Source organism: Streptomyces sp. NPDC029674 (assembly GCF_044903205.1).
Lineage (GTDB): Bacteria > Actinomycetota > Actinomycetes > Streptomycetales > Streptomycetaceae > Streptomyces.
On the sequence record NZ_JBJDPY010000022.1, the window covers coordinates 83,832 to 107,352 of the forward strand.

Annotated in this window: 15 protein-coding genes; 4 read left to right on the plus strand and 11 right to left on the minus strand. The window is 70.8% G+C overall.

Annotated features, from left to right (window positions below):
* Window positions 1–260: 260 nt before the first annotated feature.
* Window positions 261–5,207, minus strand: a complete 4,947-nt coding sequence (locus tag ACI2L3_RS35460) for an NAD-glutamate dehydrogenase (protein WP_404756540.1) — start codon at window positions 5,205–5,207, stop codon at window positions 261–263.
* Between the two features lie 476 nt (window positions 5,208–5,683).
* On the opposite strand from ACI2L3_RS35460, the gene ACI2L3_RS35465 reads away from it, so the two are divergent.
* Window positions 5,684–6,250 (plus strand): DJ-1/PfpI family protein, encoded by a 567-nt coding sequence (locus ACI2L3_RS35465; protein WP_404756541.1) that lies wholly within the window; start codon window positions 5,684–5,686, stop codon window positions 6,248–6,250.
* Window positions 6,251–6,567: 317 nt separating this feature from the next.
* Here ACI2L3_RS35465 and ACI2L3_RS35470 read toward each other — a convergent pair whose 3' ends face one another.
* The 3 genes from ACI2L3_RS35470 to ACI2L3_RS35480 all read right to left on the minus strand — a co-directional run bounded on the left by ACI2L3_RS35470 (window position 6,568) and on the right by ACI2L3_RS35480 (window position 10,213).
* Window positions 6,568–8,865, minus strand: a complete 2,298-nt coding sequence (locus ACI2L3_RS35470) for an ATP-binding protein (RefSeq protein WP_404756542.1) — start codon at window positions 8,863–8,865, stop codon at window positions 6,568–6,570.
* A gap of 99 nt (window positions 8,866–8,964) precedes the next feature.
* Window positions 8,965–9,636 (minus strand): HAD family hydrolase, encoded by a 672-nt coding sequence (locus ACI2L3_RS35475; protein ID WP_404756543.1) that lies wholly within the window; start codon window positions 9,634–9,636, stop codon window positions 8,965–8,967.
* Between the two features lie 70 nt (window positions 9,637–9,706).
* Window positions 9,707–10,213: a DUF6912 family protein gene (locus ACI2L3_RS35480; RefSeq protein ID WP_404756544.1), complete on the minus strand. Its 507-nt coding sequence runs from the start codon at window positions 10,211–10,213 to the stop codon at window positions 9,707–9,709.
* A gap of 353 nt (window positions 10,214–10,566) precedes the next feature.
* On the opposite strand from ACI2L3_RS35480, the gene ACI2L3_RS35485 reads away from it, so the two are divergent.
* On the plus strand, window positions 10,567–10,989 hold the full coding sequence (locus ACI2L3_RS35485) for an Rv3235 family protein (RefSeq protein ID WP_404756545.1): 423 nt from the start codon (window positions 10,567–10,569) through the stop codon (window positions 10,987–10,989).
* 89 nt (window positions 10,990–11,078) lie between these two features.
* Here ACI2L3_RS35485 and secA read toward each other — a convergent pair whose 3' ends face one another.
* Window positions 11,079–13,916, minus strand: coding sequence for a preprotein translocase subunit SecA (gene secA, locus ACI2L3_RS35490; RefSeq protein ID WP_404756546.1), 2,838 nt, complete (start codon window positions 13,914–13,916; stop codon window positions 11,079–11,081).
* 212 nt (window positions 13,917–14,128) lie between these two features.
* On the opposite strand from secA, the gene ACI2L3_RS35495 reads away from it, so the two are divergent.
* Together ACI2L3_RS35495 and ACI2L3_RS35500 are read left to right on the plus strand one after the other, a co-directional pair.
* Complete coding sequence (locus tag ACI2L3_RS35495) at window positions 14,129–14,701, plus strand: GNAT family N-acetyltransferase (protein ID WP_404756547.1); 573 nt, start codon at window positions 14,129–14,131, stop codon at window positions 14,699–14,701.
* A gap of 36 nt (window positions 14,702–14,737) precedes the next feature.
* Complete coding sequence (locus ACI2L3_RS35500; RefSeq protein ID WP_404756548.1) at window positions 14,738–15,901, plus strand: winged helix-turn-helix domain-containing protein; 1,164 nt, start codon at window positions 14,738–14,740, stop codon at window positions 15,899–15,901.
* Here ACI2L3_RS35500 and ACI2L3_RS35505 read toward each other — a convergent pair.
* The 6 genes from ACI2L3_RS35505 to mtrA form a co-directional block, all read right to left on the minus strand.
* Complete coding sequence (locus tag ACI2L3_RS35505; RefSeq protein WP_398795889.1) at window positions 15,894–16,637, minus strand: response regulator; 744 nt, start codon at window positions 16,635–16,637, stop codon at window positions 15,894–15,896. The two genes, ACI2L3_RS35500 and ACI2L3_RS35505, sit on opposite strands and share 8 nt — an antisense overlap.
* Before the next feature lie 194 nt (window positions 16,638–16,831).
* Window positions 16,832–17,524, minus strand: coding sequence for a ribosome hibernation-promoting factor, HPF/YfiA family (hpf, locus tag ACI2L3_RS35510; protein WP_404756549.1), 693 nt, complete (start codon window positions 17,522–17,524; stop codon window positions 16,832–16,834).
* A 337-nt stretch (window positions 17,525–17,861) separates the two neighbouring features.
* Window positions 17,862–18,707, minus strand: a complete 846-nt coding sequence (locus ACI2L3_RS35515) for a ComF family protein (RefSeq protein ID WP_404756550.1) — start codon at window positions 18,705–18,707, stop codon at window positions 17,862–17,864.
* A gap of 183 nt (window positions 18,708–18,890) precedes the next feature.
* Window positions 18,891–20,753: an LpqB family beta-propeller domain-containing protein gene (locus tag ACI2L3_RS35520; protein WP_404756551.1), complete on the minus strand. Its 1,863-nt coding sequence runs from the start codon at window positions 20,751–20,753 to the stop codon at window positions 18,891–18,893.
* On the minus strand, window positions 20,743–22,827 hold the full coding sequence (mtrB, locus tag ACI2L3_RS35525) for an MtrAB system histidine kinase MtrB (protein ID WP_404756552.1): 2,085 nt from the start codon (window positions 22,825–22,827) through the stop codon (window positions 20,743–20,745). Before mtrB ends, ACI2L3_RS35520 begins: the two co-directional genes overlap by 11 nt.
* Before the next feature lies 1 nt (window position 22,828).
* On the minus strand, window positions 22,829–23,518 hold the full coding sequence (gene mtrA / locus ACI2L3_RS35530; RefSeq protein WP_189176211.1) for a two-component system response regulator MtrA: 690 nt from the start codon (window positions 23,516–23,518) through the stop codon (window positions 22,829–22,831).
* Between the last annotated feature and the right edge of the window lie 3 nt (window positions 23,519–23,521).

Here is a 23,521-nt window from a genome sequence, read left to right on the forward strand (position 1 = left end):
CATGGTCGGAGACGCCGTCGGTGATGCCGTCGGTCAGCCGTCGGACAGCCGTCGGCAGCCATCAGACAATCTCACCCACCTTAGACCAAATGTCTGAATTAATGGCTTATGGCGAATCTCATCACCCATTCCGCGCCCCAGAGGCAACCAATCACCCCACGATGCGCTCCGCGGTGCGCGAAGGGATACGCATAGAGGTACGAGAAAAGGGCGCCCGGAGCCGAAACGGCCCCGGGCGCCCTTGCCTCCCCTACCAGAGATCACGAGTGCGTGCGCAGCAACGTCCTCATCGTCCGCATGGCCACCGAGAGGTTCGCCAGGTCGAACGCGTCCGAGCTCTGGATCTCCTCCAGCGTCGTCCGCGCCCGGCTCAGGATGGGGGCGTTCTTCTCCTCCCACGCCTTGAAGCGCTCCTCCGGCGTCGACGTGCCGTTGCCGACGGCGAGGACGTCCGACGTCAGCGCGGCGTGCGCGGCGTACAGGTCCTCGCGGATCGAGGCGCGCGCCATGGACTGCCAGCGGTCGGCCCGCGGCAGCTCGATGATGCGGTCCATGAGCTGGGTGATGCGGAGCCGGTCGGCGAGGTCGTAGTAGACCTCGGCGACGGCCATCGGCTCCTTGCCCGTCCGCTCGGCGACGGCGACGATGTCGAGCGCCGGGAAGGCGGACGAGAACCCGGCGACACGGCGCGCCAGCTCCTCGGGCACGCCCGCCCCGGTCAGCTCGTCGCGGATGCCCTCGTACCACTCCAGGTCGGAGCCGCGCAGGAGCTGCGGCAGGTCGGCCCAGACCTCGGCGACGCCCTTGCTGAAGAAGTCGATCGTCTCGGCGAGCTGGAGCGGCTGCGGCCGGTTGTTGAGCAGCCAGCGCGAGCCGCGCTCGACGAGGCGCCGCGAGTGCAGCCGGACCCGGGTCTGGACGTCGGCGGCCACGACGTTGTCGAGTGCCTCGACCGCGTCCCAGACCTCGCTCAGGCCGAAGATCTCGCGGGCGGCGAGCTGCGCCCGCACGATCTCCTCGAGCGAGGCGCCCGTCTCCTCGCGGAGCCGGTGCAGGAAGGTCGAACCACCGGTGTTCACCGTGTCGTTGACGAGCACGGTCGTGATGATCTCGCGGCGCAGCGCGTGCCCGTCGACCTGCTCGGGGAACTTCTCGTGCAGGGCCTTCGGGAAGTACGCGTGCAGCAGCCGGCGCAGGTACGCGTCGTCGGGCAGCGTCGTCTGGATCAGCTCGTCCGCGGCCGTGATCTTCGTGTAGGCGAGGAGCACGGCGAGCTCGGGCTGGGAGAGGCCGCGGCCGGAGTTGAGGAGCTCGCGGATCTGCCGGTCGTTGGGCAGGAACTCCAGGCCCCGGTCGAGGTGGCCCTGCTTGCCGAGCCTGCGCATGAACCGCTGGTGGGCGTGGAGCAGGGACGACGACTGGGCGACGGCGTTGGCGAGCGCGGTGTTCTGCGCGTAGTTGTTGCGGAGCACCAGCTGGCCGACCTCGTCGGTCATTTCGGCGAGCAGCTTGTTGCGCTGCTTGACCGTCATGTCGCCGTTGGCCACCACCGCGTTGAGCAGGATCTTGATGTTCACCTCGTGGTCGGAGGTGTCCACGCCCGCGCTGTTGTCGATGGCGTCGGTGTTGATGCGGCCGCCGGCGCGCGCGAACTCGATGCGGCCCAGCTGGGTGAGGCCGAGGTTGCCGCCCTCGCCGACGACCTTGACGCGCAGCTCCTGGCCGTCCACGCGGATCGCGTCGTTGGCCTTGTCGCCGACGTCGGCGTTGGACTCGGCCGACGACTTCACGTACGTACCGATGCCGCCGTTCCACAGCAGGTCGACCGGCGCCTGGAGGATGGCCTTCATCAGGTCGGCCGGGGTCATCTTGGCGATCTTGCCCTCGATGCCGAGGGCCTCGCGGATGTGGGCGTTGAGCTGGATCGCCTTGGCGCTGCGCGGGAAGATCCCGCCGCCCGTGGAGAGCAGCTCCTTGCTGTAGTCCGCCCAGGAGGAGCGGGGCAGCTCGAAGAGGCGGCGGCGCTCGGCGTACGAGGTCGCGGCGTCCGGCTTCGGGTCGATGAAGATGTGCCGGTGGTCGAATGCGGCGACGAGCCGAATGTGCTCGGAGAGCAGCATGCCGTTGCCGAACACGTCACCGGACATGTCTCCGACGCCCACGACCGTGAAGTCCTCGGACTGGGTGTCGCAGCCCAGCTCCCGGAAGTGCCGCTTGACGGACTCCCAGGCGCCGCGGGCGGTGATGCCCATGCCCTTGTGGTCGTAGCCCGCCGAACCGCCGGAGGCGAAGGCGTCGCCCAGCCAGAAGTTGTACGACTCGGCGACCTGGTTGGCGATGTCGGAGAACGTCGCCGTGCCCTTGTCGGCCGCGACGACGAGGTACGTGTCGTCCTCGTCGTGGCGCACCACGTCGGCCGGCGGCACGACCTCGCCCGCCACCAGGTTGTCGGTGATGTCGAGCAGCGCCGAGATGAACGTCTTGTAGCAGGCGACGCCCTCCGCCAGCCACGCGTCCCGGTCCACCGAGGGGTCGGGCAGCTGCTTGGCGACGAAGCCGCCCTTGGCGCCGACGGGCACGATGACGGTGTTCTTCACCATCTGCGCCTTCACCAGGCCGAGGATCTCCGTACGGAAGTCCTCGCGCCGGTCGGACCAGCGCAGACCGCCGCGCGCGACCTTGCCGAAGCGCAGGTGGACGCCCTCGACACGCGGCGAGTACACCCAGATCTCGTACGCGGGGCGGGGCGCCGGCAGGTCGGGGATGGCCTGCGGGTCGAACTTCATGGAGACGTAGTTGTGCGGCTTCCCGCCCTCGCTCTCCTGGAAGAAGTTGGTCCGCAGGGTCGCCTTGATGACGGTGAGGAAGGACCGCAGGATCCGGTCCTCGTCCAGGGAGGCCACCTGGTCGAGCGCGCCGTCCAGCTCCTCCAGGAGCCCGTCGGTCAGCTCGGTCCCGGCGCGCTGGCGGTCCGGCGACATCCGCGCCTCGAAGAGCGAGACGAGCAGCCGCGTGGTGTGGACGTTGTTGCGGAGGGTGTCCTCCATGTAGTCCTGGCTGAACGTCGAACCGGCCTGGCGCAGGTACTTCGCGTAGGCCCGCAGGACCATCGCCTGGCGCCAGTTGAGCCCGGCGCGCAGGACCAGCGAGTTGAACCCGTCGACCTCGGCGGCGCCGGTCCAGGCGGCGGCGAAGGCCTCCTGGAAGCGCTCGCGGCCGTCGTCGCCCAGGTAGTCGCCGTTGCCGTTCGGGGACTTGGGCATGCGCAGCCCGAAGTCGTAGATCCACGCGTGCGTACGGTCCGCGCAGCGCAGCTCGTACGGACGCTCGTCGGTGACCTCGACGCCGAGGCGCTGCAGCACGGGCAGCACGGCGGAGAGGGAGACCTGCTCGCCGGAGCGGTAGATCTTGAAGCGGCGCTCACCGGGAGCGGCGCCGACGGGCTCGTACAGGGAGAGCGCGAAGTCCTTGTCGTCGTGGCCGAGCTGCTCCAGGTGCTGGAGGTCGGCGACGGCGGCGCGCGGCGTGTGGTCGGCCTTGTAGCCCTCGGGGAAGGCGCTGCCGTACCGGCGCAGGAGTTCGGCGGCGCGCTCCTCGCCGCACTCGGCGGTCAGCGCCTCGGCGAAGCCGTCGGCCCAGGAGCGGGCGGCGTCGACGAGCCGTCCCTCGATGCGCTCGACGTCGGCGTCGGAGAGGTCGGGGACCTCGCCGCCCTTGGGCACGCGCACCACGAAGTGGATGCGGGAGAGGATCGACTCCGTGTTCCAGGCGGTGAAGTCGACGCTGGCGCCGTTCAGCTCCTCCTTGAGGATGTCGATGATCCGCAGCCGGACGCCGGTGGTGTAGCGGTCGCGCGGCAGGTAGACGAGCGCGGAGTAGTAGCGCCCGTACTCGTCCTTGCGCAGGTAGAGCCGCAGCCGCCGCCGCTCCTGGAGGTACAGGACGCTGGTGACGATGGAGCGCAGCTCGTCCGCCGGGGTCTGGAAGAGCTCGTCGCGCGGGTACGTCTCCAGGATCTGGAGCAGGTCACGGCCGTCGTGGCTGTTGGCGGAGAACCCGGCGCCCTTCAGGACCTCCGCGACCTTGCGGCGGATGACGGGCACCCGGCGCACGGACTCCGTGTACGCGGCGGACGAGAAGAGCCCGAGGAAGCGCCGCTCCCCCACGACGTTGCCCTCGGCGTCGAACTTCTTCACGCCGACGTAGTCGAGGTAGGACGGGCGGTGGACGGTGGCGCGGCTGTTGGCCTTCGTCAGGACCAGGAGGCGGTGCTCGCGGGCCTTGGCGCGCGCGTCGGCGGGCAGCCGGTTGAAGGACGGGCTCACCGGGTGGTGGTCGTCGCTGTCGTGCTTCGGGTCGGCGCGCAGGATGCCGAGGCCGGTGCCGGGGACGGCGGCGAGGGAGTCGTCGTCCGTGAGGTCGTACTCACGGAAGCCCAGGAACGTGAAGTGGTTGTCGGCGAGCCAGCGCAGCAGCTCGCGGGCCTCCTCGACCTCCTGGTCGGGCAGGTCGCCGGCGGTCGGCTCGGCGGGCAGCTCGTCCGCGATGCGCAGCGCGGCGTCGCGCATCTTCTCCCAGTCCTCGACGGTCTCCCGCACATCGCTGAGGATCCGCAGCAGGTCGGCGGTGATCTGCTTCAGGTCGGCACGGTCCGTCTCGCGGTCCATCTCGACGTGGATCCACGACTCGACGAGCGCGTCGTGCGGCCGCTCGCCCGCGGCGCCCTGGGGCAGCACCTCGAGGAGCTTGCCGGTCACGTCACGGCGCACGATGACCTGCGGGTGGATCACGACATGGATGCCGCGCCCCTGCCGGGAGAGCTCGTTGGTGACGGAGTCGACGAGGAAGGGCATGTCGTCGGTGACCACCTCGACGACGGAGTGGCTGCAGGTCCAGCCGTTCTCCTCGACCGTCGGGGTGTGGACCCGCACGTTGGCCGTCCCCTGGGGACGGTTCTCGGCGAGCCGGTAGTGCGAGAAGGCGGCGCCGAAGACGTCGACCGGGTCGCGGTCGGCCAGGTCCTCGGGGGCCGTGTGCAGGTAGTAGCGCTGGAGGAACGCGAGAGCCGCGTCCTGATCGGGCGTGGCCTCGCTCGTCGTCCCAGTCGGTGCGCCGCTCGGTAGGCGCCCTCCGGCCGGGCTGTTCTCAGCTACCCGGGCGGCCCGCGCGAGCAGCTCGGCCTTGGCTTCGTCCAGCTTGGTCTGCATTGTCCTCTGACTCCTGTCGCGCGCCGTTGCGTGACGTAGAAGGAAGTGATGTGCCGTAACGCCGCGGCACGGGGTCTCCGGCCGGATTCGACGTTATGCCGCGGTGCGGGAAGAGCGGTCGGCTTTCCGCCATTTTCAGCGGTTCCACTGACGGATGGCATGCCCGGCCGGGTCGGCCGCACCGCGAAGAAGCGTCAGCGAGGTCCCGGGCACGGTTGTCCACCGTGTTCCCCGGGCGCAGAGCGGGGGCGTCCATGCCCCCGCGGGATATCGCGCTGATCACGGGTCAAGGCTATCGCTCTCCGCCCGGAACCCGTCATGAGCCGTATGTGTACAAAAGCAGGGGTCGAACTTTGACACTCTGCACAGTGACCCCGGCCGCCACCCCTCTTGGCAAACGGCCACCGCGCGGGCACGTTGGCGGGAGGGGCCGGCCGACAACGGCGGCAGCCCTCGTCCGAGGGGAGCGCACCAAGATGGCAGCCAAGATCCTGCTGGTGACCGGCGACGCGGCCGAGTCACTCGAAGTCCTCTACCCCTACCAGCGGCTGCGCGAGGAGGGCTACGACGTCCACATCGCCGCCCCCGCCCGCAAGAAGCTGCAGTTCGTGGTCCACGACTTCGAGCCGGGCTTCGACACGTACACGGAAAAGCCGGGGTACACCTGGCCCGCGGACCTCGCCTTCGCCGAGGTGGATCCCGGCCAGTACGTCGCGCTGGTGATCCCGGGCGGCCGGGCCCCGGAGTACCTGCGCAACGACCCGGAGCTCCGCAAGATCCTCAAGTCCTTCTTCGACGCGGACAAGCCGGTGGCGCAGATCTGCCACGGCCCGCTCCTGACCGCCGCGATCGGCGGCCTGAGCGGCCGCAGGGTCACGGCGTACCCGGCGCTGGAGCTGGACATGCAGGCGGCGGGGGCCACCTTCCAGGACGCGGAGGCGGTGGTGGACGGCACGCTGGTCTCGGCCCGCGCGTGGCCGGACCACTCGCGGTGGATGCGGGAGTTCCTCACGGTGCTGCGGGCTAAGGCGCCGGTCACCTGATACGGAGGGCGGTCCTCCGCCAGGGTCCGTGTGGTCCCGTGCCATGACCCACGCTCATAGGTATGCGTGGCGGCCACATCGGTATGCGGATCCTTCGGCATACCGATGCCGGGAGGAGTACGCACCCAACAGACTCGGTGGTGCGCCGCTCACGGGGGCGCGCGAGGCGGGCGGGGTGCCGGCAGTGCCTGGTCAACTCCCCACGGCTGTCGTGGCTCGGCACCCTCCCGCTCCACCACACCCCGTGAGCGGCCGGCGGACGCCTGCCCTCGTCGGCGAGGGCAGGCGTCCCACCCAGGGGTCCACGGCGTCCGGAGCTACCCGACTTCGGCGGCCCCCGCGATCTCCGTACGGGACCCCACCCCGAGCTTCGCCAGGATGTGCTCCACGTGCGCGTCCGCGGTCCGCTTGGAGATGACCAGCCGCTCGGCGATCTCCCGGTTCGAAAGCCCCTGGGCGACCAGCTCGGCGACCTCCCGCTCCCGCCGCGTCAGCACGTCGCCCCCGCCGCGCCGCACCGCCCCGGCCGGGGCCCGCTGCCCCGGCGCCCGCCCCGGCACGTCCGCGTCGGCCCGCACCGCCTCCAGCACCTGCCGCCCGGTCAGCCGCGCCCCCACCGCGTGCCACCGGTCGAACTGCTTGCCGCCCAACGCCTCCCGCACCGACTTGCGCGCCGCCTCCTGCTGCTCCAGCAGCGACGGCAGCATGCCGATCGGATCGCCGCCGAGCCGCCGCGCGTTCTCCGCGTACCCGAACAGCCAGGCGGCCCGCACCTGCCGCCCCTCCCGCGCGGACGCCCACGCGAGCCCGTGGCAGCACATCGCGGCGACGAGGATCTCGTCGACCTCGCTCGCCGCCTCCAGCCCCCGGCACATCGACGCGACCCCCGCGGCCCGCTCCCCCGCGAGCCACCGCACCAGCCCCTGCACCATCAGCGTCGACCCGTAGACCTGCCGCTCCCCGACCCCTTCCAGCAGGTCGAGGCCCTGCGCGCACAGCTCGAGGGCGCCGTCCGTGTCCCCCAGGACGGCTTGCAGGAGACCGGCCTCGTAACTCATCACCACGAGGCCCAGCCGGTTGTCGCTCTCGACCATCCGCCGCCGCACGTCCGCGAGCGCCGCCAGTCCCGCCTCGTCCCCGCACAGCGCCGCGAGCCCGTGCGCGTACGCCTCGGCGAACTGCGCGACCTCGTCGTCGCCCGCCCGCTCCGCGCACTCCCGCGCGAGCGCCATCCGCTCGACGGCCGTCGCGAGATCCGCGGTCCAGACGCCGAAGGCACCGGTCGCCAGCAGCCCCCACGCCCGCGCCGAGCAGTCCTCGGCCACGCGCTCCAGACCCTTCTCGATCCAGTACGCGCCTTCGGAGAGCGTCCCGGAGGCCCGCCAGTGCGGCCACAGCCGGGCCGCGAGGCGCAGCCCCTCCCGCTCCCGCCCCGGGGTCCCGTACGCGTACTCCAGCGCGGCCCGCAGCCCGGCCATCTCCGCGCGCACGGCCCGGTGCAGTTCGGGCTGCGCGGCGGTCAGGAACCCGTCCTCGAAGCGCCGCCCCAAATCCCGGTAGTACGCGAAGTGCCGCGCCCGCAGCGCCGCGCCCGCGTCACCCTCCACGGCGGCGAGCCGCTCGGCCCCGTACTCCCGCAAGGTGTCGAGCAGCCGGTAGCGGTTCCCGGACTCCCCGAGCCGCTGCACCACGGACTTGTCGACGAGCCCGATCAGCTGGGCGAGGACCTCGCCCACGGGCAGCGACTCGTCGCCACACACCTGCTCGGCCGCCACCAGCTCGAAGGACCCGGCGAAGACCGACAGCCTGGCCCACAGCAACTGCTCGGCGGGCGTGCAGAGTTCATGCGACCAGTCGATGGCGGTACGCAACGTCTGATGCCGCGAGAGAGCGGTGCGCCGTCCCCCGGTCAGCACCTGGAACCGGTCGTCGAGCCGCGCCACGAGCTCCTCGATGGAGACGGCCCGCAACCGCACCGCCGCGAGCTCGAGAGCGAGCGGAATGCAGTCGAGCCGGTGCACCAGGGCCAGCAGCCGCTCCCGGTGCACGTCGTCCGCCCGGAACCCGGGCACGACGGCGGCGGCCCGCTGCGCGAACAGCTCCACCGCGTCGTCCGGCGCGAGCGGCGGGACGGGACAGCAGTGCTCCCCCGGCACGTCCAGCGGCTGTCTGCTGGTCGCGAGCACACAGACGTCGGCGGCCTCGCGCAGCAGGATGTCGGAGAGCATCGCGCAGGCGTCGACGAGGTGCTCACAGGTGTCGAGCACGATGAGCAGCCGCCGCCCCTGCAGATGCGCGACGACCGCGTCGAGCGGCGCCATCCCCGGCTGCTCCGGCAGTTCGAGGACCGCGGCGAGCGTGGCGGGGATCAGCTCCGGATCCTTCAGGGCCGACAGCTCGGCCAGCCACACCCCATCCGGAAACCGCTCCCCCAGCCCGGCGGCGGCCCGCAGCGCGGTACGGCTCTTTCCGACACCGCCCGGCCCGACCAGCGTGACGAGGCGCGCGTACGCGAAAGCCGCCTGCACGCGCGCCAGTTCGTCCACCCGCCCGACGAACGAGGTCAACTCGGCGGGCAGTTGCCCGCCCCGCCGCTGCCCGAAGCCGAAACCCATCGCGTTACCGCCCCCGTCACGTCGTCCCGCCAGGCCGAGGATCCCACCTCAGCGTACGCAGTCCGACGCGGAGCGTGAACGGAATCTCCGCAACCGCCCTCAGGCGACGAGCCGTTCGGCCTCCTCGACAGCCTCCGCGAGACTGTCGACGACGGGCACTCCGGCGAGCTCCAGGCTGGCCCGGCTGTGCGAGCCACCGGTGTAGAGGACGGCCCGCGCCCCCACGTGCGCGGCGGCGACGGCGTCATCGACGGCGTCCCCGATGACCACCACACGCGTGACGTCGAGACGCTCTTCGAGAGCGTCGAGGTGCCGCACCATCCGCTCGGCCTTGCCGGCGTGCGATTCGTCGGTACGCCCGTCGATCCGTACGAAGTACTCGTGGATCCCGTGCCGGCGCACGATCGGGAGCAGCCGCTCGTGCGGGGCGAGCGACAGCAGGGACTGCGTACGTCCGTCGGCCCGCCGCGCGGCCAGCAGCTCGGAGGCGCCCTCGGCAAGGCCGCAGGCCTCGGCCCGCGCCCAGTAGTGCTTGTGGAAGACGGTGTCCATGACCCGCCACTCGGCCTCGGTGGGCATCCGCCCCATCAGCCGCTCGTAGAACCGGGGAATCGGCACGCAGTACAGATCGCGATACCGCTCCAACGTGATCGACTCGAGCCCGAGCTCCGCGAAGGAGGCGTTCGTGGCCTCGATCACCGCATGGATGTCATGCAGCAGCGTCCCGTTCCAGTCCCACACGATATGCGCCCCGCGCAGCAGCTTCCCCATGCGGAAAACCTACCCTTCCGCACGGGCGTCCGACCGCGAGCGTCCGGGCGGCAGCCCCGCAGGACAGGTCCTAGGCGATCAACCCGGGAATCTCCTGCGTCGCGAACCAGAGCAGCTCATGGTCCTCGGCCCCGTCCACCACGAACCGCGCGTCGTCGTCCCCCTGGTCCGCCGCGCCCAACGCCTCGACCGCGGCCCGCACGTCCGCCTCCGCGTCGTCCGCGTCCACGTGCACGGCCGCCACCTTCCCCAGCGGCAGCGCCCCGCCGATCCGCACCTCGCCGAGCGCCGCCTGGTCGAGCGCGCGGTCCGGGTCGGCGACGGCCGCTCCGTCCGGCACATCCGCGGCGAGAACGACCCGGCGCCGCGCGGCGCCGGCCTCCACCGCGATCATCCGCAGCGACGCCGCCGCCGCCCGGTTCAGCGCCGCGTACTCGAGCTCCTCGATGTCGTCCGAGACGTACCACTCCCGCAGGGCGGGCGTGACGGCGTAGGCGACGAGCGGTCCGGGCCCCAGCTCCCCCGCCTTGTACGCCTCGGCGAGCCGGGGCAAGGTCACAGGAACGTAGACACGCATAGGGCTGACCGCTTTCATCCATGTCCGCGGCACGCGGACTTCGTGGTCGTGGAAGACCTTCAGGATACGTCCGGGACTCCCCCGGGAGTCCCCCATCGAGCTCTCCCGACGACCCCCGATGCGGTCAACATGCCTACGGAACCTCACCCACCGCAGCCCCGCCGCCCCACGGCCCCCGAGCCCGCGCTCCCCCCGGATAGGTGAATCCCAGGGCCGGCCCCCGCACAGCCCCGCCCCCTTGCCCCGACCGCCTCGGCCCCCGTACAAGATCCCCCAACGAAAAGTTACTCCCCGGTACCAAGTGGCCGGCCGGACTCCGCGGCGAAACGAGAGGCACCCCCATGCACAAGGTGATGACCAGGCCCCGCCCCCGCCCGGCAGCCACCCGCCCGCCGACCCGGAGGGACTCCCGCCGCCCCTCGGCCCGCGAACGCCGCCCCGGCACGATCCCCGCCCAGCCGCCCCCGCACCCCACCGAGCTCTTCGCGGAACGCCTGCTCCTGGTCCTCAGCGGCCAGCGCCCGGTCCACTGGGTGGCCCGGCACATCGCCAACACGGCCTTCGACGACCTGGCCCGGCTGGCCGAGCGCGGGCCGCTCCGCACGGACGGCCACCGCCCCACGATCCGCCGGATCGGCCACTACCAGCCGCAGCCCGAGACGTACGAGGTGTTCGCCCGCATCGCGACGGGCCCACGGCTGCGGGCGCTGGCGTTCCGCCTGACGCTGGGAGCGGACCGCAGGTGGCGCTGCACGGCGGTGGAAACAGAACACTGAGACCAAAACCGGAGGGGCCGGGCAAAAGCCCGGCCCCTCCGCTCAGGGCCATCCGACCCCTCTGCTCACGTCACAGGACAGCGACACCGCTACTTCTTGCGGCGACGCCCGCCCTTCTGGGCCTTGCGCCGCTCCGCCCGGGTCATCCCGTCCGCCTCGGACCGGACCTCGGAGCCGTCCGTGGTGAAGTCGCCCTCGTCGACGCCGCCCTCGGCGTTCGGCGCCTGGAAGTGCAGGCGGTCGGGCCGCTGCGGTGCCTCCAGACCCTTGGCGTGGATCTCCGGCCGGGTGGCCGGGGCCCCCGCGGGCACCGCGTCCTGCGCGCCGTCCTTCGTCAGGGAAGGCGCCGCGTCCTCGACGGGGACCTCCTCGACCTGCTGCTCGACCTGGACCTCCAGGTTGAACAGGTAGCCGACGGACTCTTCCTTGATGCCGTCCATCATGGCGTTGAACATGTCGAAGCCCTCGCGCTGGTACTCGACCAGCGGGTCCTTCTGCGCCATGGCACGGAGGCCGATGCCCTCCTGGAGGTAGTCCATCTCGTAGAGGTGCTCGCGCCACTTGCGGTCGAGGACCGAGAGGACGACGCGGCGCTCCAGCTCACGCATGATGTCGGAGCCGAGCTGCGCCTCACGGGCCGCGTACTGCTCGTGGATGTCTTCCTTGATGGCCTCGGAGATGAACTCGGCGGTGAGGCCCGCGCGGTCGCCCGCGTCCTCCTCGAGCTCCTCGACGGTGACCTTGACGGGGTAGAGCTGCTTGAAGGCGCCCCACAGCCGGTCCAGGTCCCACTCCTCGGCGAAGCCCTCGGCGGTCTCCGCGGCGATGTACGCGTCGATCGTGTCGTCCATGAAGTGCGTGATCTGGTCCTGCAGATCCTCGCCCTCCAGGACGCGGCGGCGCTCTCCGTAGATGACCTCGCGCTGCCGGTTGAGGACCTCGTCGTACTTGAGGACGTTCTTACGCGTCTCGAAGTTCTGCTGCTCGACCTGCGACTGCGCGGAGGCGATCGCGCGGGTCACCATCTTGTTCTCGATCGGCACGTCGTCCGGCACGTTCGCCATGGACATCACGCGCTCGACCATCTGGGCCTTGAAGAGACGCATCAGGTCGTCGCCGAGCGACAGGTAGAACCGGGACTCGCCCGGGTCGCCCTGACGGCCGGAGCGACCGCGCAGCTGGTTGTCGATACGGCGCGACTCGTGCCGCTCGGTACCGAGGACGTAGAGCCCGCCGAGCTCCTTGACCTCTTCGAACTCGGCCTTGACGGCCCGCTCGGCCTTCTCCATGGCGGCGGGCAGCGCCGCGGCCCACTCCTCGGGGTGCTCGACGGGGTCGAGGCCGCGCTGGCGCAGCTCCGCCTCGGCGAGGTCGTCGGGGTTGCCGCCGAGCTTGATGTCGGTGCCTCGGCCGGCCATGTTCGTGGCAACGGTGACGGCGCCCTTGCGGCCGGCCTGAGCGACGATCGTCGCCTCACGGTCGTGCTGCTTGGCGTTGAGCACCTCGTGCTGGACGCCGCGCTTCGACAGCTGCTGCGAGAGGTACTCCGACTTCTCCACGGAGGTGGTGCCGACCAGGATCGGCTGCCCCTTCTCGTGCTTCTCCGCGATGTCGTCGACGACGGCGGCGAACTTCGCGACCTCGGTGCGGTAGATCAGGTCGGACTGGTCGGCGCGGACCATCGGCCGGTTCGTCGGGATCGGCACGACGCCCAGCTTGTAGATCTGGTGGAACTCGGCGGCCTCGGTCATGGCCGTACCGGTCATGCCGGAGAGGCCGCTGTCGTAGCCCTCGCGCTTGTAGAGGCGGAAGAAGTTCTGGAGGGTGATGGTGGCGAGGGTCTGGTTCTCGTCCTTGATGTCCACCCCTTCCTTCGCCTCGATCGCCTGGTGCATGCCCTCGTTGTAGCGGCGGCCGGCGAGGATACGGCCGGTGTGCTCGTCGACGATCATGACTTCGCCGTCGATGACGACGTAGTCCTTGTCCTTCTTGAAGAGTTCCTTGGCCTTGATGGCGTTGTTGAGGTAGCCGACCAGGGGGGTGTTCACCGACTCGTAGAGGTTGTCGATGCCCAGCCAGTCCTCGACCTTGCTCACGCCGGACTCGTGGATGGCGACGGTGCGCTTCTTCTCGTCGACCTCGTAGTCCCCGGTCTCCTCGATGCCCTTGAGGGGGTTCCCGGGCTCGCCCTTGGTGAGGCGGGTGACCAGCTTGGCGAAGTCGCCGTACCACTTGGTGGCCTGGTCGGCGGGGCCGGAGATGATCAGCGGCGTACGGGCCTCGTCGACGAGGATCGAGTCGACCTCGTCGACGATCGCGAAGTTGTGGCCGCGCTGCACCAACTCGTCCTTCGACCACGCCATGTTGTCGCGCAGGTAGTCGAAGCCGAATTCGTTGTTCGTGCCGTACGTGATGTCGCAGTTGTACTGCTCGCGGCGCTGGGCCGGCGTCATGTTGGCCAGGATGCAGCCGACGCTCAGGCCCAGGAACTTGTGGACACGACCCATCATCTCGGAGTCGCGCTCGGCCAGGTAGTCGTTGACCGTGATCAGGTGGACGCCCTTGCCGGAGAGGGCGTTCAGATAAGCGGGCAGGGTGCCGACGAGGGTCTTGCCCTCACCGGTCTTCATCTCCGCGACATAGCCCATGTGCAGCGCGGCGCCGCCCATCATCTGGACGTCGTAGTGGCGCTGGCCCAGGACGCGCTTGGCGGCCTCGCGGACCGTCGCGAAGGCCTCGGGCAGGAGGTCGTCGAGCGTCTCGCCGTCGGCGTATCGCTCCTTGTACTCCTCGGTAAGCGCGCGCAGCTCGGCGTCGGAGAGGCTGACGAAGTCCTCTTCGATGGAGTTGACCTGGTCCGCGATGCGGTGCAGCTTGCGCAGGATCTTGCCTTCGCCTGCACGCATGATCTTCGAGAGGACGGACACGGGGGTTGGTCTCCTTGCCGGTCGGGCCTGGCATGGTCGGTTTTACTCGTCGGGCAACGGCCATCGTATGCGAGGACCGGGCCGCGCCGGGAGGTGTGCCATGACGTCAACGGACGAGGGGCGCCGAAGGTGCCGGGCCGGTCACCGGAACGGTGATCGCGAAAGGCGGCAAATCGCTGGATCCCCGCGGTCCGTCCCAGCAGAATCGTTTGATGGAGCCCGTCACCCTCACCACCGAACGTCTGTACCTGCGCGTCTTCATCCCCGAGGACGTCGACGAGACCTACGCGGCCTGTCAGGACCCGGACATCCAGCGCTGGACCACCATCCCGTCGCCGTACGCGCGCGTGGACGCCGAGAGTTTCGTGCGCACCATGGTTCCCGAGGGCTGGCGCAACGACTCCGAGTACACCTTCGCCGTACGTCCTCTGGCGGGCGGCCCCCTGCTCGCCGCCGCCAGCCTGCACCACCCGCGCTCGGGCACCTGGGAGGTCGGCTACTGGACGGCCAAGGAGCACCGGGGCCGCGGCTACATGCGGGAGGCCGTGCTCGGTCTCGCCCGCTGGGCCTTCACGGACCTGCGCTGCACCCGCCTGGAGTGGCGCGCGGAGGTCGGCAACACCGGCTCGCGGGCCGTCGTGGAGAAGGCCGGCTTCACCGTGGAGGGCGTGCACCGCGCGGGGCTGCTCAACAAGGAGACGCTCCGTGACTGCTGGGTCGGCGCGCTGCTCCCCTCGGACCTCGGCATGCCGTCACCGCACCCGTACCTGCCCGCGAGGGCGTGAGGGTCCACTGTCAGTGGCGCCCCCTATCTTCGAACCATGACGAGCCTGCCGAGCCCCGCCATCGAACTCTCCGCCGACGAGGCCCGCCGCATCGCCCTGCGCGCCCAGGGCTTCCTGGGAGCCCCCGACCGCAGATCCGGGGTGCGGGGCGTGCTGCGCCACCTCGGCGCGGTCCAGCTCGACACGATCTCGGTCCTGGCCCGCTCGCACGAACTGATTCCGTACGCACGGCTCGGCGCCGTCGGCCGCGACACCGTCGAAGCGGCGTACTGGACGGATACGCACGCCTTCGAATACTGGTCGCACGCCGCGTGCATCCTCCCCATCGAGGAGTGGCCGCACTTCGCCTTCCGCCGCCGCGCCTACCGCACCCGCCCCCAGTGGCACCACGACCTGCCCGCCGGTGCGTACGACCAGGTCATCAAGCAGCTCCGCGCCGAAGGCCCGCTCACCGCGACGGAGTTGGGCGGCGCGAAGAACAAGGGCGAGTGGTGGGACTGGTCCGAGTCGAAGATCGCCGTCGAGCGGGCGCTGATGCACGGCGAGGTGGTGTGCACGGAGCGCCGCTCCTGGAAGCGGGTGTACGACCTGGCGGAGCGCGCCGTCCCGGACGCGCTGCTCCACGACGACCTGTCCGACGCGGCGTGTCTGCGCCGGCTGGTCCGCCTTGCCGGTGAGGCGCTGGGCGTCGGCACGCGTGCGGACATCGCCGACTACCACCGGCTCAAGGGCGAGCAGTTCGACGCGGTGGTCGCGGATTCGGGTCTGGTGCCGGTGACGGTCCAGGGCTGGTCCAAGCCCGCCTGGGCGGACCCGAAGGCCCTGGAGACGACGCCGCGCGGCCGGCACCGGACGACGCTCCTGTCCCCCTTCGACTCCCTCGTCTGGGAGCGGGCGCGCACCGAGCGGATCTTCGGCTTCACCCACCGCCTGGAGGCGTACGTGCCGAAGCCGAAGCGGATCCACGGCTATTTCGCGATGCCGCTGCTCGCGGGCGGCAGGCTCCTCGGCCGGGTCGACCCCGCGCGCGAGGGCAGCACCCTGGTCGCCAAGCAGGTCACGCTCGACACCCCGAAGGCGGTGGCCCCGATGGCTCAGGCGCTGCTGGAGGCTGCGTCCTGGGTGGGCTGCGACGCGGTGCGGGTGGAGCGGGTGAACCGCCCGGAACTGACCGCCGAGCTGGTGGCGGCGCTCACCTGATCTCGAGGATCTTCTCCCGCATCGCGTAGACGACGGCCTCCATCCTGGAGTGCAGCTGCAGCTTCTCCAGGATGTTGCGCACGTGGTTCTTCACGGTGTTCTCGGAGATGAACAACTCCTTGGCGATGTCACGGTTGTTCATCCCGGTGGCGACCAGCTTGAGCACTTCGAGCTCCCGGTCGGTCAGCCGGGGCGCGGGGACGAGCCGCCGCTCGTCGGTGCGCTGGATCATCGACTTGAACTCGGTGAGCAGCTTGGACGCCATCGAGGGGCTGATCTGCGACTGTCCGTCGGCGACCGCGCGGATCGCCGTCGCCACCTCGTCCGTGGAGATCTCCTTGAGGAGATAGCCGGTGGCGCCCGCCTTGATGGCGTCGTAGAGGTCGGCTTCCTCGTCGCTGATCGTCAGCATGATGATTTTGGCGCTGGGCGCCACCTCCTTGATGGAGGTGCACGCCTCGATGCCGCCGCGCTTCGGCATGCGGACGTCCATGAGCACGATGTCGGGCAGCAGATCGGCGGCCTTGTCCACCGCCTCCGCGCCGTCGCCCGCCTCGCCGACGACCTGGATGTCCTCCTCGGCGGCGAGGACGATCTCTAGGCCGCGGCGGAAGAGGGCGTGGTCATCCACCACAAGGACCCTGATGGGCTCCTTGCGTGGGGCGCCCGCGTCCGTGCCGATGCCGATGCCGTCGCCGGCACCCTGGTGACGCATCGGTCCGAAGCTGTCCGCCATCGTTCCTCCCCCATGAAGGCCGCGGCCTGTTGTGCTTCTGCTGCGCCAACGCCAGGCGGCAGCACACCGGTTGACCGGCTCGCCCATGATTTCATGCCCGGCGCCGGTGCGGCGCGCGCACTGGGCGCACGGTGGTGCCCCTGGGGGCGCACAGGCGCTCCAGGGGCACCACCTCGGCTGTCGGGGGGCGGTGGTCAGCCGCCGAGGGCTCCGCCTCCGCCGCCCGTCTCGGCCTTGGCGACCATGGGGTCGGTGTTGAGCCGGATGACGCCGTAGTCGTAGGCGTGCCGTCGGTAGACGACGCTGGGTTCCTTGGTCTCGGAGTCGACGAACAGATAGAAGTCGTGGCCGACCAGTTCCATCTCGTAGAGCGCCTGGTCGAGCGACATGGGTGCCGCGACGTGCGTCTTCTCGCGGACCACGAGGGGGCCTTCGCCCTGGATCTCCAGGGAGCCGATCTTCTTGACCGGCACGCCGTCCGGCTCTTCGTCGCGTGCGATGGAGCCGTCCCCGTTGAAGTGCGCCGCGTCCGGGACCCGCTCGGCGACCTCGGCGGCGGAGAGCCTGCCGGTGCCGCGGCGGTTGTGGCGCTTCTCGTGCTGCTTGCGCAGGCGCGCGTCGAGCTTGGCGGTGGCCAGGTCGAGCGCCGCGTAGGGGTCGGCTGCCGAGGCCTCGGCGCGGATCACGGGTCCGCGTCCGCGGACGGTGATCTCCACACGGTCGGAACGGTCGGCCTGACGCGGGTTGGTTTCCTTGGACACCTCGACGTCGAGGCTGATCACCTTGCCGTCGAGCTTCTGGATCTTGTCCAGCTTCAGCTTCTCGGCCACGTGCTTGCGGAACCGCTCGGGCACCTCGGTCTTGCGGCCCTTGACGACGATGTCCACGCAGAACTCCGTTCCCGGATCGCTCCGCTTCAGTGGCGGAGCATCTCCCTTTTGCACCAGACCCCGGTGACTCCCGGAGCCTCGGACTCGGTGACTTCCACCTCCTCCTCCCCCGTGGGCAAGATCTCCACCCCACCGGCCAGGGTGATTGCGAAACCCGCAGACCAGCGCGCGGACCACACAGACCGGCATTCATTCCGATATGCGAGGGACGGCGTCCGCCATTCCTCACAACCGAACATATCTCGCCCGGACGGATGTCGTCACCCTCTACTGCGACGTACCTCCATTCAGGTGTAACGACCCTCTCATCACCTGCAACGATGCAGATTCTCGGTCAGTTCCGGTTTATTTCGAAAGAATGTGGCGACGCGGCGACAACGGCCGCGCGGACCGTGTTCTCGCAGCCCAATTCCGGCCTTCGTACAACCCCCGTTCCCGGCTCTCGTAGGGCCTTCGCTCCCGCGTTCCCTTCCGTGCGCACGGCACGTAATGCCCGGGCGGCCTCCGCCAATGAGGCGCCGGTCGTCATCAGGTCGTCCACGACCACGACCCGGCCGCCTTGCGCCAGCAGCCGGCCGCCCCCGGCGGTCACCTCCAGGGCGCCCGACAGATTGGCCTGCCGGTGCCGGGAGTCGAGCCCCGACTGGTCGGCCACCGCACGGCGCTGCCGCAGCACCGCGAGCACCCGCGCCGGGATTCCCGCCCGCCGCAGCTCACCCGCCGCGGCCAGAGCGATCCGCCGCACCGGGTCGTGCCCGCGGGCCCGCACCGCCGCCCACGCCGACGGCACAGGCACGAGCGACAACGGCATCACCCGCCCCTGTGGTCCATCCTGTGTGCCGCCTACCCACGTTCGCGCCCCCATATCACCGGACACCCGGGTTTCGGCCCGCAGAACGGCACACACGGCTCCGGCGAGCGCCGATCCCAGCGGCGCCGCGAGCCCCAGTGCGCCGCGCTCCTTGTGGGCGAGCAGCATGGCCCGCACGGCGTCCTCGTACGGCGCCGCGGCGTACACGGCAGGCAGCCCGCCCGGCTCCGGATCAGGCCGCACCCGGCACGGCACCGACCCGCACAGGGCCCCGCGGCACTCGTCGCAGAGCACCGTCCGTGGCTCCCCGCAGCCCTCGCACTCGGCCGGCAGCACCAGATCGGTGAGGTCCCGCCACCACCCCCGCATGCCCCCCACTGTGCCAAGGCGGGGACCGCCCGGCCACCCCTGTGGATAACCTGGTCAATCCCCTGTGGGCAACTGCCCACCAGTGACAGCACACGGCCCGCGCCGGCTCACCCCGGCAGGCCCGCGCCAGTGACAGCGAGCGGCCCGCGCCGGCTCAACCCGACCCGGCGGGCCGGCGCCGACTCACCCCGGATAGACCGGCGCCCTGCCTTCCTTCACCACCGTCTGCCACTGCGAGCCCGTCGGCAGCCGCACGATCCCGTCGTCCGAGTGCGCCACCAGCGGCTGCCGCTCGTCCTCCGAGGCGGCGATCTCCTTGACGCCGGTCAGGCCGGGCAGCGCGGTGCCCGGAAGCACCGAGCCGTCGCACTGGACGTACCGGATCTGCTGCACCCCGCCGGTCTCCCTGCCGACCACCACGAGGCGGCTGCCGCCCGCCCAGGACATGGCCGTGACCTCTTCCATCCGCGGCGCCGCGGGCGTGGGGTCGAGGACCGAGATCTCAGGCCGCTCCCCGTCCCCCTCACTCCGCTCGGCGCGGCCGATCCACAGGGACGTCTTGCCGTCCTTCTCCACGAGGAAGGCGATGCGCACGCCGTCGGCCGACACCCGCACCTCCTGGACGCGTCCGTCCAGCGCGGGCACCTCGACCTCGACCGGCTCGCCCGCCCCCTGGTCGAGCCAGAGCAGCCGCGGCCGCTTCGGGTCGCGGTCGGCCACCCACAGGTTGCCCCTGCCGTCCCAACTCGGCGTGGAGAGGCGGTCCTCCTCCGCCTTGGCCTTGCTGCGCAGCTGCGCCTTGCCGATCGCGTCGTCCGACAGCAGCGACCCCGTGTACAGCGACTTGCCGTCGAGGGAAACCCCGGCCGCGCGCTGCTCGTCGCGCGAGACCGCCGCCGAGCGCAACGGCTGCTCACCGGTGCCGAGGAGGCCCGTCACCGGCTCCGGGTCCGCCGCGCTCCCGGAGTTGGCGGACATCCGGACCAGCCGGCGCTTCTCGTCGACGAAGTACTGGTAGTCGGGGCGGTCGGCGCTGCGGTGGGCCGCGACGGTCTCGGCACGCTCCTGGCTCAGCACACAGAGCATCGAGCCGTTGGAACGCTGCAACGTCACCTGCTCGACCCCCGAAGGCGTCAAGTCCTGCAAGGTGAACAGCATTTGCGCCGCCATCTCCTTGCACCTCGTCTGCCCGGCGCCGTCCGACTTGCTGTTCAGCTGTACGGTCAGCCGGTTCTGGTCGTCGAGCGTCAGCGATTTGTCGGGGTCCTTGAGCTCCGTACCGCTCGGGAAGCTCGAGAGCACCACCTGCCGGAGCCAGTTGGTCGGCCCCTTCAGCAGCGTCTTCACCGTCTGCGTCAGCGGGTCTATCCGCTGCCGGATGTAGACGGGGTCCGCGACGAGTCCCGTCCGGCCGCTCACGCCCGCTCCCGCGGGACCGGCGAAGTAGTACTTGTTGACGGGCCGGTAGATCCGCTGGAAGTCCGACTCCCCGAGCACCACGCCCGGCGGCGGCTGGTCGATGCGCCACTCGTTACCGCCCGGGCCGCCGTCCTGGCTGAGGTGCACGGACTGGCTGTACGCGCCGTCCTCGGGGCGGTACGCGTGCTGGTCGTCCACCCGCGCGACCTGATGACCGGTCAGGGTGTAGCGGCGGCTGCCCTCACCCTCGTTCGCCGCGTTGCCCGCGTCCGTGTTCGGACCGTCGGCGAGCACCGTCGTGGACTGCTCCGGGTTCCACTCCCGCGACGCCTTCTTGGTCAGATACTTGCGCGCCATCGCGAACTGCGGGTCGTCGCTGGTCAGCGCCTCCAGGAAGCCCTGCACGATCTCGATGGCCCGGGCGCCCTCGCGCGGCGGCATCGCGTAGACACGGACCTGGGACTGCGAGTCCGGACGCTGCGAGGTGTCGACGGACTTCAGGTTCCCGCTGTCCGGCATCGAGGCGCACCCGGCGAGGAGCGCGCCGCAACTGCCCAGCAGCAGTCCGGTGCGCAGCGGACGCCTGCGGCCCGCACGGCGGCCGCGCCCGGCGGGTTCAGCGCCCACGCGTGTTCTCCTCTTCCCTCTCCGACTCCCCGGCACCGTCACCACTGACGCCACCCGGGCCACTCGCACCACCGGACTCGCTCGGCGTCTCGTCGTCGGGCTGTCGGCGCGGCACGACCCGCGATCCGTTGCCCGGCAGCGCTGTCGGGTCCACGGGCCCGGTGTGCAGCAGCCGCGGGGGTATGGGCCCCTTCGCGGGCACGGGCGGCGGGACCCTCTCGGACGTCGCGGCGGACGCCTGCGCGGGGACCGTGGCCAGCTTGTTCCCACCCGCGAGGGGCAGCCCGGCGTCGTTCAGACCGCGGTGGCGCCGCGAATCGTCGGGCTCCAGCGGTATCGGCGAACCCCGCAGCGGCTCGTCCGCCGTCCTCGGCAGCGTGAGCCGGAACTGCGAACCCCCGCCCGGTTCGCCCCACGCCTGCAGCCAGCCGCCGTGCAGCCGCGCGTCCTCCAGGGCGATGGAGAGGCCGAGGCCCGTACCACCGGTCGTCCGCGCGCGTGCCGGGTCCGCCCGCCAGAAGCGGCTGAACACCCGGGTCGCCTCGCCCGGCTTGAGGCCCACTCCGTAGTCCCGCACCGCGACGGCGACCGCGCCGCCGGCGGCGGCGAGCCGCACCACGACGTCCTTGCCCTCACCGTGCTCCACGGCGTTGACGACGAGATTGCGCAGCACCCGCTCCACCCGTCGGGCGTCTGCCTCGGCGACCACCGGCTGCTGGTCGCCGATGACCCGTATGTGCGTGCCCTTGCGCTCGGCGAGCGGCTCCGCGCCGCCGACGACCCGGCGTACGACCTCACGGAGGTCTATCGCCTCGGCCTCCAGCGCGGCCGCCCCCGCGTCGAACCTGCTGATCTCCAGCAGATCGGCGAGCAGCGACTCGAAACGGTCCAGCTGGTCGGCGAGCAGCTCCGCAGACCGCGCGGTCACCGGATCGAAGTCCACCCGCGCCTCGTGAATCACATCGGCGGCCATCCGCACCGTCGTCAACGGCGTACGCAGCTCGTGCGAGACGTCGGACACGAACCGCCGCTGCATCCGCGACAGCTCCTCCAGCTGCTGGATCTTCAGCTGGAGGTTCTGCGCCATCTTGTTGAAGGCCTCGCCGAGCCGTGCGATGTCGTCCTCTCCGGTGACCTTCATACGTTCCTGAAGGCGCCCGGCGGACAGCCGCTCGGCGATGCCCGCGGCCATCCGGACCGGCGTGACGACCTGACGCACCACCAGCCAGGCGATGGCGCCGAGCAGCACCACGACGAAGAGCCCGGCGGTCGCGAGGGTCGTCCTGACCAGGTTCAGCGACTCCTCCTCCTGCGTCAGCGGGAAGAGGTAGTACAGCTGGTACGGATCGCCGTTGAGGTCGTTCAGCCGCTTGCCGATCACCAACGCGGACTGCGGCTCACGGCCGTCGTCGTACACGACCCGCGTATTGGCCTGGTAGACACCGGTGCCGTCGTCGACCTGACGGCGGAGCTCCTCGGGCACGCTCAGTATCGGCTCGACGCCGCCCGAGGCCCTCGACCCGCGCACACTTCCGGAGTCGCCCGCGGAGGTGGGGCTCAGCGTCACCACGGCGAAGGCGTTCTGCCCGCCGCTGGAGAGCTGCTCGACGAGGTCGGACATCCACACGGCGGCGTTACGCCCGTCCACGGTGCTGCCGTCCTGCCCCTGACCCTGTCCGGTGCTCTGCCGCGCCGCGTTGACGCTGTCCTGCGCGGCCCTGAAGCCACCGTCGGCCTGGCTCTGCGACGCCTTCACCTTGGCCTTGAGCAGGCCGTTGTTCACCGAGCTCATGACGGCGAAGCCGAGCATGAGGACCACGCCGAGCGACATCAGCAGGGTCGTGACGACGACCTTCAGCTGGATGTTGCGCCGCCACAGCCGCACGGCGGGCAGCAGCGGGCGGCGCACCCAGCGGACGAAAAGGCGGAGCACAGGGCTGCCCTGCACCCCGCCCTGCAACAGCATCCCGCCGTCGACGAGCCGCCCGAACCGGGACGCGCGACGCGCCGGTCCAGTCCGCCCCGGGCGAGCCCCCGGACCGCCGGGCGCCGAGGTGGAACTGTCCCGGGACACGTCAGCTCGGTCCGGCCTTGTAACCGACACCACGGACGGTCACCACGATCTCCGGCCGCTCGGGATCCCGCTCGACCTTGGACCGCAGCCGCTGGACGTGCACGTTCACCAGACGGGTGTCCGCCGCGTGCCGGTAGCCCCAGACCTGCTCGAGGAGCACCTCACGTGTGAACACCTGCCACGGCTTGCGCGCCAGCGCGACCAGCAGGTCGAACTCCAGCGGGGTCAGCGCGATCGACTGCCCGTCCCGCTTCACGGAGTGCCCGGCCACATCGATGACCAGGTCACCGATGGCCAGCTGCTCCGGCGCCGGCTCCTCCGACCTCCGCAGCCGCGCCCGGATCCGGGCCACGAGCTCCTTCGGCTTGAACGGCTTGACGATGTAGTCATCGGCCCCGGACTCCAGGCCCACCACCACATCCACCGTGTCGCTCTTGGCCGTGAGCATGACGATCGGCACCCCGGACTCCGCCCTGATCAGGCGGCACACCTCGATGCCATCACGCCCCGGCAACATCAAATCGAGCAGTACAAGATCAGGCTTCGCCTCCCTGAAAGCGGCCAGCGCCTTGTCGCCATCAGCTACGAACGACGGCTCAAAACCTTCACCACGCAGCACAATCCCGAGCATCTCGGCCAGTGCGGTGTCGTCGTCGACGACAAGGACTCGTCCCTTCATGCCTGACATCATCCC